15 protein-coding genes and 3 pseudogenes are annotated in these 12,189 nt (G+C 66.3%); 10 read left to right on the forward strand and 8 right to left on the reverse strand.

From position 1 onward, the window contains the following. Positions 1-61: 61 nt before the first annotated feature. Together ABH935_RS28155 and ABH935_RS28160 are read left to right on the forward strand one after the other, a co-directional pair. On the forward strand, positions 62-325 hold the full coding sequence (locus tag ABH935_RS28155; protein WP_370381112.1) for a substrate-binding domain-containing protein: 264 nt from the start codon (positions 62-64) through the stop codon (positions 323-325). A gap of 142 nt (positions 326-467) precedes the next feature. Next, a complete protein-coding gene (locus ABH935_RS28160) occupies positions 468-1,607 on the forward strand; it encodes a hypothetical protein (protein ID WP_370380950.1) in 1,140 nt (379 codons plus the stop codon). 650 nt (positions 1,608-2,257) lie between these two features. Here the strand turns inward: ABH935_RS28160 and ABH935_RS28165 are convergent. The 4 genes from ABH935_RS28165 to ABH935_RS28180 all read right to left on the reverse strand — a co-directional run bounded on the left by ABH935_RS28165 (position 2,258) and on the right by ABH935_RS28180 (position 5,631). Beyond that, positions 2,258-2,914 carry a site-specific integrase gene (locus tag ABH935_RS28165; RefSeq protein WP_370381113.1) on the reverse strand — a complete coding sequence of 219 codons (657 nt, stop codon included), beginning with the start codon at positions 2,912-2,914 and terminating at the stop codon, positions 2,258-2,260. 348 nt (positions 2,915-3,262) lie between these two features. Further along, positions 3,263-3,934: a transposase gene (locus ABH935_RS28170; RefSeq protein WP_370380951.1), complete on the reverse strand. Its 672-nt coding sequence runs from the start codon at positions 3,932-3,934 to the stop codon at positions 3,263-3,265. Next, positions 3,819-4,847 (reverse strand): ISL3 family transposase, encoded by a 1,029-nt coding sequence (locus tag ABH935_RS28175; RefSeq protein WP_370380952.1) that lies wholly within the window; start codon positions 4,845-4,847, stop codon positions 3,819-3,821. Before ABH935_RS28175 ends, ABH935_RS28170 begins: the two co-directional genes overlap by 116 nt. A 19-nt stretch (positions 4,848-4,866) precedes the next feature. Next, positions 4,867-5,631: an immunity 21 family protein gene (locus ABH935_RS28180; protein WP_370380953.1), complete on the reverse strand. Its 765-nt coding sequence runs from the start codon at positions 5,629-5,631 to the stop codon at positions 4,867-4,869. A 265-nt stretch (positions 5,632-5,896) separates the two neighbouring features. On the opposite strand from ABH935_RS28180, the gene ABH935_RS28185 reads away from it, so the two are divergent. Further along, entirely contained in the window at positions 5,897-6,343 is a 447-nt protein-coding gene (locus ABH935_RS28185; protein ID WP_370380954.1) for a hypothetical protein, read from the forward strand. Between the two features lie 41 nt (positions 6,344-6,384). Here the strand turns inward: ABH935_RS28185 and ABH935_RS28190 are convergent, their stop codons facing one another. Together ABH935_RS28190 and ABH935_RS28195 are read right to left on the reverse strand one after the other, a co-directional pair. Next, positions 6,385-6,786, reverse strand: coding sequence for a hypothetical protein (locus tag ABH935_RS28190; protein ID WP_370380955.1), 402 nt, complete (start codon positions 6,784-6,786; stop codon positions 6,385-6,387). Beyond that, positions 6,776-6,952, reverse strand: a complete 177-nt coding sequence (locus ABH935_RS28195; protein ID WP_370380956.1) for an ATP-binding protein — start codon at positions 6,950-6,952, stop codon at positions 6,776-6,778. Before ABH935_RS28195 ends, ABH935_RS28190 begins: the two co-directional genes overlap by 11 nt. Before the next feature lie 68 nt (positions 6,953-7,020). Between ABH935_RS28195 and ABH935_RS28200 the strand changes: the two are divergent. Next, positions 7,021-7,335 (forward strand): annotated as a pseudogene (locus tag ABH935_RS28200) (ATP-binding protein); the annotation flags it as partial. A gap of 45 nt (positions 7,336-7,380) precedes the next feature. Here ABH935_RS28200 and ABH935_RS28205 read toward each other — a convergent pair. After that, positions 7,381-7,728: a hypothetical protein gene (locus ABH935_RS28205; protein WP_370380957.1), complete on the reverse strand. Its 348-nt coding sequence runs from the start codon at positions 7,726-7,728 to the stop codon at positions 7,381-7,383. A 109-nt stretch (positions 7,729-7,837) separates the two neighbouring features. Here ABH935_RS28205 and ABH935_RS28210 point away from each other — a divergent pair. From ABH935_RS28210 to ABH935_RS28235, 6 genes and pseudogenes are all read left to right on the forward strand, one after another. Beyond that, positions 7,838-7,999 (forward strand): annotated as a pseudogene (locus tag ABH935_RS28210) (IS701 family transposase); the annotation flags it as partial. Positions 8,000-8,397: 398 nt separating this feature from the next. Continuing rightward, a complete protein-coding gene (locus ABH935_RS28215; protein WP_370380958.1) occupies positions 8,398-9,225 on the forward strand; it encodes a hypothetical protein in 828 nt (275 codons plus the stop codon). 133 nt (positions 9,226-9,358) lie between these two features. Continuing rightward, on the forward strand, positions 9,359-9,841 hold the full coding sequence (locus tag ABH935_RS28220) for a transposase (RefSeq protein WP_370380959.1): 483 nt from the start codon (positions 9,359-9,361) through the stop codon (positions 9,839-9,841). Then, positions 9,765-9,974 (forward strand): transposase, encoded by a 210-nt coding sequence (locus ABH935_RS28225; RefSeq protein ID WP_370380960.1) that lies wholly within the window; start codon positions 9,765-9,767, stop codon positions 9,972-9,974. Before ABH935_RS28220 ends, ABH935_RS28225 begins: the two co-directional genes overlap by 77 nt. A 285-nt stretch (positions 9,975-10,259) precedes the next feature. Beyond that, positions 10,260-10,607: pseudogene (locus tag ABH935_RS28230) on the forward strand (helix-turn-helix domain-containing protein); the annotation flags it as partial. 353 nt (positions 10,608-10,960) lie between these two features. Beyond that, on the forward strand, positions 10,961-11,911 hold the full coding sequence (locus tag ABH935_RS28235) for a hypothetical protein (protein WP_370380961.1): 951 nt from the start codon (positions 10,961-10,963) through the stop codon (positions 11,909-11,911). 97 nt (positions 11,912-12,008) lie between these two features. Here ABH935_RS28235 and ABH935_RS28240 read toward each other — a convergent pair whose 3' ends face one another. Further along, a complete protein-coding gene (locus tag ABH935_RS28240) occupies positions 12,009-12,179 on the reverse strand; it encodes a DUF4253 domain-containing protein (protein ID WP_370380962.1) in 171 nt (56 codons plus the stop codon). Positions 12,180-12,189 lie beyond the last annotated feature (10 nt).

Below are 12,189 nucleotides of genomic sequence, written 5' to 3' on the forward strand. Positions count from 1 at the left end.
AACCCCGGCCTCACCATCGACAACGGACACGTAACTCGCCACGAACCTGGCCTCCCGAGCACTGGAACGGCTCCCGGACGGCATCATTGCTGTGACCCACCAACGCGCCATCGCCATCATCCACGAGCTGCACATCATGGTCTGCATCTGTGGACCTGAACGGGTGGCAGTCGTCGGCCCGCGGAGACACCGCACCGCCGGCGCCGCCCCAGTCCCACTCACCGCGGTGGACATGCCCGGCCGCGCCATGGGCCAGGAGGCGGTGCGGCTGCTGCTCAACGAAGCCGGGGTGGCGGCAAGCACCGGCACGCGCGGGTTGTGCTAGAGCCTGAACTCGTCATTGGAACTAGCGCTCCGGACTTAGCTGCAGCCACCTACGGCTCGCTGCGGTCGCGCGCTGGGCTGACCCGAACCACTCTCAAAGCATTCGACGTCGATCCCGGCCGTCAATCGTGCACAATTTCCAGGTGAGCCAACAACCCGGTCATCGGCCGCCGAACAGCGGCACCGCCCTGCTTGGCGAGAAGTATCGCCGACGTAACCGGGTGGATCCGACTCGCGATGGAGACCCAGAGGGCCGCTGGATCGCAATAGACGAGTCCGGGTGGGATGGTGAACAGCTTCTCGGCGCATCCCGCAGCCGGTATCTGATCATCGGCTCTGTCGCGATCAGCGACGAGGACGCTCTACCGATCGTGGAGGCAATCCGGCGCGAGGCCCGGATCGCCTCGGCGGAGCTCAAGTTCAGTACCTCGTTCGCCCGGGACGGGAGGTCTCGGCAGCGTGGGGTGCTCAACGAGATACTCCGTCACGATGGACCGCTGGGGTCCAGAGCATCGGTGTATGTCGTGGACAAGCAGTACGTCGTCGTTGCCAAACTCATCGACCTGTTCGTCGAGACGAAGGCACATAACGCTGGCGTCGACATTCGCAACACGGGCGAAGCCCGGAAACTGGCCAGGACTCTGTTCACTGATGGCTCCCGCGCGCTCGGGTCCGACGGCTTCAGTGACCTTCTTCAAGCGGCGGTCGACTTCGCTGCCAGCAAGAACCGCGGCACTAGCGCCGAGGAGTTCTTCAATGCGGTAGAGAAGGCATGGGGTCGCTCTCATCGTCGCAACGTCAGCGAAGTGCTGGAGTTGCTGCGTGCCTGCCGCACCGAGATCGATGCTCACGCGCTGGACGTCCAGAACGGGCTCTGGCTAGAGGCGCTAGAGCCGCTATTTCCTGCAGTCTTTGCAATGAGTCGGCTGTGGTCAATACGGATTGGCAGGGTCAACGTCCTCACTGATGATCAGAAGGTCCTCACAGACAGGCACCTGGACCAGCTGCACGCAGACCTGAGTGGACGCGGTATTCAGGAGTTCCGCTATATGGTCTCGCAGGTCCGTATGGGTGAACTGGTCCGTGGAGAGTCAAGCCGCCACCCTTCCCTGCAACTCGCAGACCTTGTGGCTGGCGCGGGCTTCCAGGTCGCCGAACGTCATGCCGGCCACCCCAGCCCCGCTGGCGAGGAGTTGTACGAGGCCATCATTCCAATGATCGAGGAGAACAGCCTGGTCCCCTACGACGACCCCCGACTTATGGCCGACGTACCGACGAATTAGCGTGGCGGGTGGCGGGGTCGCCCCCTGTTCGCCTCGACTAGCTATTTCACCCAGCACCAAGACAACCGATGTGACTATCCAATGCGCCGGACGCCTCGCCCATCCAGACTAACCCGACAAATCGAGCGTCTCGGCCGAGACTGTCAGAGAGGGGCGGGCCGACACACCCCGCCAGCCAACACGCCGGGACACTGCTCCAACCAGCGAACTCCGATCAAGCCTCTCTTAATCCGCGGGTTCGGGGTTCAAGTCCCTGGCGGCGCACCCGTAGTAAGACCCTAGCTCATAGCTATGAGCTGGGGTTTTGTGTTTTAGATCTTGGTGAGGTCTAGACAACCTGACGGGTCGTTGATCTTTTGGTCCAGGCGTGGTCCAGGGTGCGTTCCAACTGCGTTCCGGTTCGCCATCTACGGGCCCTGACCTCCCAGCCCCGTCCAGCGGATTTTCGGCCCACAGAATCGGGGTTCTGCTACCCGCCCTGATCGATGGTCCAGGGTGTGGTCCAGGCAGCCATTGCAAACACCCCACTCGACCTGCGCAAAGTCAGTCGGTCCAGTAGGCCGAACATTTCCCGGCACTAATCCATACACCGATCATGCGACCCCTGTCCTCCGCTTAAGCGGACCTCCGAACTGCTCAGCGACTGCGGTTCACGCGGCCCCCGCACTCGCCCCAGGAGCCCTGGCGCCGGGCCGGGCGCCATTGATGGCTGCGGCGATCGCCGCCGCGGCGGCATGCTTCAACTCGTCGAACACAGCGGTGTAGGTGTCCCGGGTGATGGCGGTCGTGGAGTGCCCAAGCATCTCGGAGACCACCTTCACATCCACCCCGCCGGCCAAGGCCAAACTGGCCGCGCCGTGCCTCAAGTCATGAAGCCGGATCGGCGGCAGGTCCGCCTCCTTAACGAGAAGCTTGAACTCGTCACTGACCCACGCCGGGTGCAGCGCATCCCCGTCAGCCTTGGTGGACACCAGCCCGCTGTCGATCCAAGCTGTGCCTGCAGCAGCCTTGGCCTTCCGCTGCGCCTGCTGGTGCCGGTTCAGAACGCCGACCGTCACCTCGGCCAGGGCCAGATCCCGCTCTCCCGCCCCCGACTTCGGCGTCGTTACCTCAGTAGCCCAGCCCACCTGCACAATCTGCTGAAGCACACTCACTGTCCTGGCATCCAAGTCCACATCCGACCAGCGCAGCCCGCACGCCTCACCCCGACGCAGCCCCAAGAAGGCGACCAGATGGAACAACGTGAAATACGAATGGCCCGCGGCCCGCTCCAGGAACGTCTTCGTCTGCTGCGCGGTCCACACCATCACCGTCGAGGGCACCTCACCCGTGACACGCCAACGCGCGACCCGCTCAGGCGTCCACACCAACGCCTTGGGACTTGGCCCAGACTCCAACTCCGCCAACGCCGCCACATTGATCGTGACCAACTGTTGGGCGCGGACAGCGCCGAGCGCAGCGTGGACCGGAGCTTCTGACGCGCCGCAGCGTTGCATACCGGACGCAAGGGCGGCATCGCGGCCAGCTCGTCCTTCGCCGCACGCCACCCCGCCTTGTCCCCGCGGCGCCAGGCCTTTCGTGCGGCCTCCTCCATGGCATGCCGGGCCTGGTGTTAAGGCTCTCTGATTTTGGCTCTGTCGGCGATCTTGTTGTGCTCAGGTCGCGAGCAAGATCCGCTTGCGGAGAAGGTCGAACTTCGCGCGGCCGAACATCTGTCGTTTCAGGAACTTGATGCGTGTCACAGCACCTTCTACTGCGCCGGAGTTCCAGGGCAGGCTGAGTCCGGCGGTGACGGCGTCCTCGTCGCGAAGGAACCCGTCGGCCAGTGAGTGCAACGCGGGCAGGTCGTCGGCACGGACGTTTGCGCACCAGGTGCGCAGGTCGTGGCCGGTGAGGTTACACATCATGGTTGCGAAGGACGCGACGTGGCCGGCAAGGGCGTCGAGTTCGGGGCAGCGCGCGCGGACCTCCTTGAGCGCGAGCATGTCATCGATGGTGAGGTGCTCCGGGTCGGTCATGGTCCAGCGGACGATGTCGCGGACCCGTGGTGGTGGGGGTGGTGGCAGCTTCTTCGCGCCGCGCAGCGGGAAGATGAAGCGGCGGACGGTCTGGACGCTGCCGCGCCAGCCCAGGGTCTGGATCTCGGCGTGCAGGGTGTTGGCCTGGGTGACCCCGGCGGCGATGCGCTCCAACAGGTAGGGCTTGTATTCGTCAAGCTTGTTGGAGCGGCCGACGACCCGGCCGAGGAGTTGCTCGGGGTGCTCGGCGGTGGCGAAGCGGCGAACGGTGCGCGGATCGAGCCGCTGCTCGCGGGCAATCTGGGCCATCGTCTTGCCTTCGGCTATCAGGTTCCGGATCAGGGCATGGCGCCCCCAGGGTGCGGGCGGCGAGTTTGCTGGGATGGCCGTAGGCGGTCAGCGGGATCGTGGTCTCGGCGGTCTCGGCGGTCTCGGCGGGCTCGGCGGCCACGGGACCGTCGACGGTCTCGGTCGTGACGTCGTCGGGGCTCTGGCGCAGGCAGCCGTGGTGGACCCGCACCGTCTTGTCCACGGCCTTGCCGAGGTTTCGCCACAGATGGAACCGGTCTGCCACCTGCACCGCGTCCGGAGCGCCGGTGCGGATCGCCTCACTGTAGGCGCCGGCTCTGTCCCTGCACACGATCTCAATGCCGCAGCGGTCGGCCAGCCAGGCCGCGACGGTAGCGCTCTGCCGGTCCGGCAGCACGTCGATCGGCCGGTGGGTCTTCATATCGATCAGGATGGTGCCATAGCGATGGCCGCGTCGCAGCGCGAAATCGTCGATCCCCAAAGCGGTCAGTGCCGGGATCTCCGGATCCGGCTGAGCGCGGACCAGGCCCAGCAGCAGGTCACGCCCGGCGGCCATACCCAGCGTCGCGGCCAGCCGGGACCCGGACCGGCCGGCCAGCGCCAGCCCGATCTCGGTTAGCGCGCGGGCCTGCGGCTTGGTCCGGCGGGCGAACGGCACGGTCAAGCCGGGTATCTGCTCGGCGAACGTTGCCGCCGGGCAACCCGAGTCCAGGCACCGGAACCGCCGAACGCCCACGTCGAGCTCTATCCGGCGGCCCGCGATCGGCAGATCCGCCAAGGTCCTGCGGTATCCGCCATGCGTCCTGGCCGACTCCGATCCACACCGCGGGCAGGTCGCGGTCAGCAACGTCGAGGCCACCGCGAACACCACGACATCAGCCCGGACGTCAATCGACTCCAGCCGCGCGAACATCAGATGCGGAAATAGCTGCTCAAGACCCTGAATCAAGCACGCGGTTCAGGATCGTCAACGGCACGCCGCCGACTCGGGACCGACACGCCGACCATCTAGGCGCAACAAACTCCCCGGCCGAGATGAAGCCAGGGTTCTGTCGGAGATGCAGACACGCGCTCCCTCGGCAGAGGATGTTATATCTGCTCGACGCCAGTGGCAGGAGTTGGATCACGCCCACCGAGGTCTCGTCGATCGTCGACGCGTGGACAGCGCGAACCATCCAAGTGCCGGGCTGGAGCGGGATACGCGCCTGCTCCGGCAGCTCGCCGCCGTTCGGATACTCGACGCCAAGCTCGGTCCCAGCTGTCACAGAGTCCATGAGCACCGCCGGGCCGTCGGTGGTCCAGGTGCCGCACTCCTCCCACGGGGTGGCAGGGTCGGCAAGCACTCTCTGGGCCGCGGCGATCAGATCGGTCTCGCCGTTAGCCGCGAGCCAGCGGACGAAGGCGCGATGTTCCGGCAGGTAGCAGCTGCTGGCGGGCTCATCGGCAAGGACCAGCCCCTGGGCTCCTTTCTCGCCGACAGAGATCACGCCGGCCAGGCCCTCCACCTCACAAGCGCGGTCGTAGTCGTCCAGAACCTCGCCGCTCCCGACGGTCATCCCTGACTGGGTGCACCCATGCCATCGGGCCAGCGCAGAAACCGGTACGGCGATAAGTGGGCCGCCCATCGACTCGACCCAGACGAGAGAAGGCTCGGCCAAATCCGCTGCGGAGAAGATACTCACGCCACGACCACCCATGCGTGCACCCTAGACAGAAGACCATCGAAGCTGCTCATACCCAGAACTTTGCCAGGTGCCACCGGCAAAGAACGAGCGGAATCAGGCCATCCGCGACGACCGCAACAAGATCTCCGACAGAGCCCTGATTTTGAAGGTTCGCGCTCTGGTTGATGGCATGCCATTGGAGTGGGCGTCGCGGATATGTTCGCCCTGATCTGTCGGCGTGATCGCTGGTGGGTGCGTTGTCGTAGGCTCCTCCCCGTCCCGAACGAGGAGGTAGGTCATGCTCTCTGGCCCGGTGTTGGCGGCCGTGTTGCGTCAGTCTCACTACCAGCTCAAGCGCTTTGCGTCGGACTTCGACTCGCAGGCCCAGCCATATCAGGTCATTGAGCGCAAAGCTCTCGGCCCGACCTGGCAGTATGGCGAAGAGGCGGAACCTGTGCGTTATCACGATGGGCAGTGCCTGGTGCTCACCGACGGCCGAGTTGTGGTGGTCGAATTGCAGGTGGTCTTCGAACAGGACCGCGTGACGGTCGATGGCAGACTCGGCATCGAAGCCTACGAGACCGACGATCCTGGCGACGGTGGCGTGTTCGATCTCTTGATCGATGCCGGGCCGCGCTGGGCGCGCACTGACGAGGAAACCATCGCGGCCATCGGCGAGACGGTGTCCGAGATCTTGTCCCGGCCGTCGCTGTTGGAGGAGCTCGGGGTGCCCGTGCGATCGTAGGTGGCCGGCCTGGCGGTTTTCGCGCGAGCCGGCCGCTGAGGTCAAGCGCGGCGGATCGGGATGACGTCGCTGCCGGCCGAGGTACTCAGTGGCAGAGCTGGTCTGGCGGCTTCGGGGGTGGTGAGCAGGGCGACGATGGTGCTGGCCTCGCCGCAGTGTGGGCAGGAGCGGGTGGCGGCCGGCTCCAGGGCCTGGCCGGTGGCCGCCCCGGTCACCGCCGGCGGGTTCGCGTCCTGTTTCACGGATGTGCGTTTGCCGACGACGATGTCCGGGTTGGCGCCGGCGGCCAGGAGGGCCTGGGCGGCGGCGTCCTTGGCGTGGTCGCGTTGCAGCCGGGCCAGCTCGCGGCATCGGCGTGAGCAGTAGACGCGCCGATCGGAGCCGTAGGGCGAGACGTCGAACTCGCCTTTGCAGATCGGGCAGGTGGCGGTCTCAGGAGACACGGGCGTTGACTCCTTCGCGTAGGACAGAGATGTGCTTTTGGTGGTTGCGCAGCCGGTATGAGGGTCCATCGATGCCGACGACGGCGGCCCGGTGCAGCAGCCGGTCAAGCATCGCGGCGGCGACGGTGGCGTCACCGAAGACGTTGGCCCAGTCGGCGATGCCCACGTCGGTGGTCAGGATGGTGGAGTTCTTCAGATAGCGCTGGTTGATCCCTGAAACAGGGCCGAGGCGCCGTCAGCCGGCAACGGGAGGAGAAGAACAGCGTCGCGATAGCAAGTAACGAGTCATTCAGCAGCTGGACGCGGACCTTCACCGATCCGCGGCTCTGCTCGGCCATCGTCGACAGACTCACTTACAACGGCACAATCATCGAGACCGGCACCGAGTCCTACCGCCTCGCCCATACCCAGGCACGGCAGATCGCCCAGACCGGGAGAGCCCAGCCGAAACGTCTGGCAGAACAACCCAAACCTAGCAGCAGTGGTCCCGACTCAGACCGTCATACCGAGCGCGTCCGCCCCGCCTCCGACGAGCAAGTCAAGGCCTGACTGGTCCCCGCTCGACCATCCGAACCGTCACCGACCTCCGCGACGTCACGGCAGCAATGGCTCCGCCCACACGGTCGACGCGAAGACCGGCTTGGCGGGAAACGACCTGCGCCCCGTTACCAGGTCAGAAACGTGGACCCCGACGTGATCGCCAGGAACGATCACAGCCTTGCTGCGGCTTCGAAGTCCCGCTCTGATCAGGTAACGCAGTCCTTCGACATCCACGACACCACATTCACCAGCCGACCACGCGACCGCCTCGTCCAGCGCGTCGACCTGCCAGTCGGCTTTGCCAGCCAGGGGGATCCAGATGCCAAACGCCTGCTTCTGGTCCTGTGCGATCGCACTACTCGGCCGCGCAACGATCTGGATCGGGTCCGGACGCTCGTCCATGCCTACCTCGCTTCCTGAAAGCCGGGAGGCGATCATGCCAGACCGCACCGACCGACAACGGGTCTGCGTCAGGCCGTCATATGGATCGGGTTCAGCCCTTCCGAGCCAGCGCATCGAACACGACTACCGCGAACTCAAACATGGCCTGGGCATCGACCACTTCGAAGGCCGCAGCTACACCGGATGGCACCGACACCTCACCCTAGCCACCGCCGCCCAGGCCTTCTGCACACTCCTGCGCAGCGACCCAAAAGCCCCTACGCCGGCCTGACCGTCTATCACGTCCTGCGAGAACTGCAGGTCATCCTGGCGATCTGGACCGGCACCTGCCCCACCTGCACCAGGCCCCTCACCCTCAGCGACCTCGGCACCGCACACCCGACCTAACAAAGCACAACTAGTTCCCGAATGCCCGGCCGCGCCCTCCTGCTGGTCAGGGCAACTGGCAGGGTGCCGCTTGGATGACTAGGGCGAACAGTCCCGGCTCGGACTCATGCCGGGGGCCGCTCATTCGTGGGGCGAAAGCCAGGTGTTGTGGCAGGGCTCTGTGATTGTCTGCCGCCGGGACCTGGATGCGGATTAATCGCCTCGACGCCGACATGCCCCGGCCCTAGCATGTGGCTGCTCATCACGTCGCCACGTCGCCACGTCGCTAGGAGGAGAATCCGCATGGCAGGGTATGCAGCGACCGTGTGCCTGCCGCCGCAGGCCGGCTCGGACCTCGCCGGCGCGCTGGCCACCGCGCTCGCGCCGTTCGGCGCGAAGACCGATCTGGAATGGGACTTCGGCTCCCTCTGGGACAGCTGGCGTATCGCGGGCGGCAGCGATGGCTACGGCTTCTGGGTCCGGCCCGGCTGCGAGGACGACGCGCGGCTGATCCACGACAGCCCTCACTGGCAGGACAACGCGCCGAGACTGAGCTTCCCCGGCATGTGCGCGGGAGGCCCTCGGGAACTGCTCGATCTGTCCGAGCGGCCGGAGTTGGGCCGGGCGCTGGCCATCGAGGCGTGGGAGGTGTGGCACCGGCTGGCCGTGGAGCACCCACCGGCCCTGCCCCTGTCGCTCATCAAGAGTCGGCTTCAGCCTGATCCCAACGGTGGCTTCGACCCCAACCAGGTGTTCGCCGAATTTGAGGCGCAGTCAGCCATGCGGGCATTTCGGGCGGCCCACCCGCTCGGCAGCCATGACCCGCAACGCTCTTCGGCGGAGATCCAATTCTGGCCGAACGATCTCGCGTACGTCGGCTGGGGTGCGGAGGCTTTCGCGGACAAGGTCGTGACCCGGCAACTGGGCGGCTGGAACCTGGTCACCCTCGACGGATGGTGGATCGAGGCCGACGGCGCCGCGCATCACGGAACCTGCGGCAGCGGGTGTCCCCATAGGCCCGACGCTTACAACGACGCGCGCGGCAACGCTGGCTTCGGCGACGGGATGTACCGGTATCTCGATGCGCTGGCGCCGGACGCGCTGATCGTCAGGGTCTACGGCCACTGCTAGTACTCCAGCAGCGGTTCGGTGTCTGCGCTGGCCAGCGGGCCCGTGGTGATTGTAGTGCGGGCCCGTGCTCGTCTGTGCGGGTTCGGGCCCTCTTTCAAGTGACTCAGGCCTCTGAGTCGTCGTTGAGCAGCTCATGGCGATAGTCGAGGACATCGAGCAGGTCGGAGCGTGGCAGTCCGAGCTGGAGTCGTTGCTTTTGCGGCTCGGCGAGCGGTTCGCGCGGCGGGAGCCGCGATTACGGATGCGGGACTATGTCCGTGGACTTTTGGCGCCGGTGAGCAGGAAGAACGGCTGGCAACTGGCGGAGTACGCCGGTCACGCGACCCCTGACGGCTTGCAGCGGCTGCTGGCCGGAGCGTGCTGGGACGCCGATGCGATGCGTGACGACGTACGAGACTTCGTGGCTGAACGGCTCGGCGAGCCGGGCGGCGTGCTGATCGTCGACAACACCGGATTCATCAAGAAGGGCGTGACCTCGGCGGGCGTGGCCAGGGGAGTACACCGGCACGTCCGGCAAGGTCGACAACTGCCAGATCGGCGTGTTCGCCGCCTACGCCTCCTCCCGCCGCCGGGCGCTGATCGACCGGGAGTTGTACTTGCCGAAGTCTTGGACTGATGACGCCCAGCGGTGCGCGGCGGCGAAGATACCGGCCGACCGCGAGTTCATCACCAAGCCGGCCCTGGCCCGGGCGATGGTCGCCCGTTTGCTGGGATGCCGGCCTCCCGGCCGCCTGGGTCGCCGCCGATGAGGCCTACGGGGCTGATTTCAAGTTCCGGCGGACCTGCGAGATCGCCGGGGTGGGATATGTGCTGGCAGTCCCGAAGTCGCAGCAAGTCCGCACCGACGTCGGGATATGGCGCATCGACCAGGTCATCGGAGCTGCGCCGGAGCAGGCGGGGTTGCGGATCTCCGCCGGCGACGGCGCCAAGGGGCCCAGGCTCTATGACTGGGCCGCGGCCAGGCTGCCCTACGTCCCCGACTTTGACGACCTCAACGACGGTGGGCCGGTCGTCACCCGGCGGATCCTGGCGCGCCGCCCCCTGGGCGAGGGCGAGATCGCCCCGCCGACGTGTACCTCGCCTTCCGCCGCGAACTTGAACGCTCTTTCGCCACCACGCGATCCGTCCAGACCTACGCCGCACGCCTGGGTTACGCACCACGAACCCTGACACGCGCCTGCCAGGCCGCCACCGGCCGTACCGCCAAACAACTCATCGACGCGCGCGTAAGCCTTGAAGCCCAACGACTTCTCGCCCACACCGATCAACCGGTATCTACGATCGCTCACGCCCTCGGCTTCACCGAAGCCACCAATTTCGGCAAGTTCTTCGCCCGGGAAACCGGCCTTACCCCGGGAGACTTCCGGCGTGAGCAGCGGTGACCTTTGGCTGGCCAGTAGAACTCGTACGGTTTGCCCGCGCACGCGATCGCCTCAGCTGATCGCTCAGTTCGCGAACAGATCGGCGCTCCAGCCGGCGGGATCGGTGCCGAGCCCTGGGATGTGAGCGAGCAGGCCACTGATACCGCCAGGCAGTTCGGCGGCTGCCCGGACCTGAGTCAGTAGTCGTCACCGGGGACTAGGCTTGAGCTGGCTGCCAAGTCCTCGCGGGACAGTGGTTGTCACCAACGGGCCAAGATACTCGTCACTCAACGGAAGTCGCCAGGCTTGTTGGCGCCGCTGGGCAGCAGTTTCCAGGCCTGTCGCTCGCCGATCAGCATCCGTACCCTGGAATCGTGACGCTGTCCATGGTCGACAACGGGGCCGGAACACAGCCCTTCAGCCGCATCACCGGCTGGCTCCGGTGGATCCTCCGTATCGCATCCGCCGCCTCGGCGATCACGGCTGCCGCCCTCGCCTCGCACCGGGGATACGCGGCCTTGGCGATCACGCTCGCCGTCCTGGCACCGGTCCTTCTCCTGACGGCGGCCGGTGCCGAACGCGTCGTGGCGCGTCTCCTGCCCGAGCCGCTCAGGACCATGACCAGGCAAAACCTGTTCGACAGCGAAGCGGCCAGGGTCTCATCGAAGGTCTTCCGCCGCGGCTCGGGTGTTCCGAAGCAGACCACCCACGTCTTCACGAGCGGCACCGTCGGCGAGCCGCTCGCGGCCCGTCCGAAGCTTCTCTACCAGCGCGCATCCACGGAAGTCCTTTGGACCGGCGACAGCATCGCGATCACCGACCGGCGCGGACGCGTCACCACGTGGCGCACCACCAACACGGGCCTGATCTCCGATCTCCTACCACGCGTCCTCAAAAGCCCGCGCACGGTCCCGATCGCGCCGCCCACCGGCGACGCGGTGGTCGCCGGCATCGTCCTCGCGCGGACCAAGACGCGCCCGATCGACACGCTCGTCCTGGTCGACCAGCGCTCGCGGCGTGTCGGCGCAGCCCCGGTCCTCGGCTTCGACGAGAAGGACCTCGCCGCAGTGGCGAAACAGGCCGGCGTCGAGTTCAGCACCTTCGTACTGCCGCCCCGTTTCGGCCACGACGGCGAGACGCTGACCGCCGCCCTGTTCCCCAGATCGGTGCTGTTCCAGCGGATCGCCGGCGTTCAACGCGAGTGGGGCCCGTTGAGGCCGCTGCAGATGATCTTGCACTTCTGGTCCAGCACGGTAATCGACGAGCTGGAAGCCCCCATATCCTCGCGGCGCGCGGTGAAGCAGGCGGCGAAACGACCGCTATAGCCGTTCCCCGGTCGCTTGAACAGCGTGTCGCCCACTGCCACCGTCAAAACGGTGACCTCGGGCAGCAGTGTCCTGACGATCAGCCGCCCAGCCGCTCCTAGTCCCACCAGAAGGTCCAAGCGGTCGTGCCCACAAGCCGCTCTGCGTAGCCGGCGAGGGTATGTGGGGGCCAGCCTTGCCAGACGTTGTCGGGACAGAACCCGAAGTGCTCGGCTCCCACTCGGAGGGCATCCCCAACCGTCAGAGGGGGGGGCAGCCACGCTGACATACAGCTCAGC

Origin of the sequence: Catenulispora sp. GAS73, from assembly GCF_041262085.1 — a bacterium.
Taxonomy (GTDB): domain Bacteria; phylum Actinomycetota; class Actinomycetes; order Streptomycetales; family Catenulisporaceae; genus Catenulispora.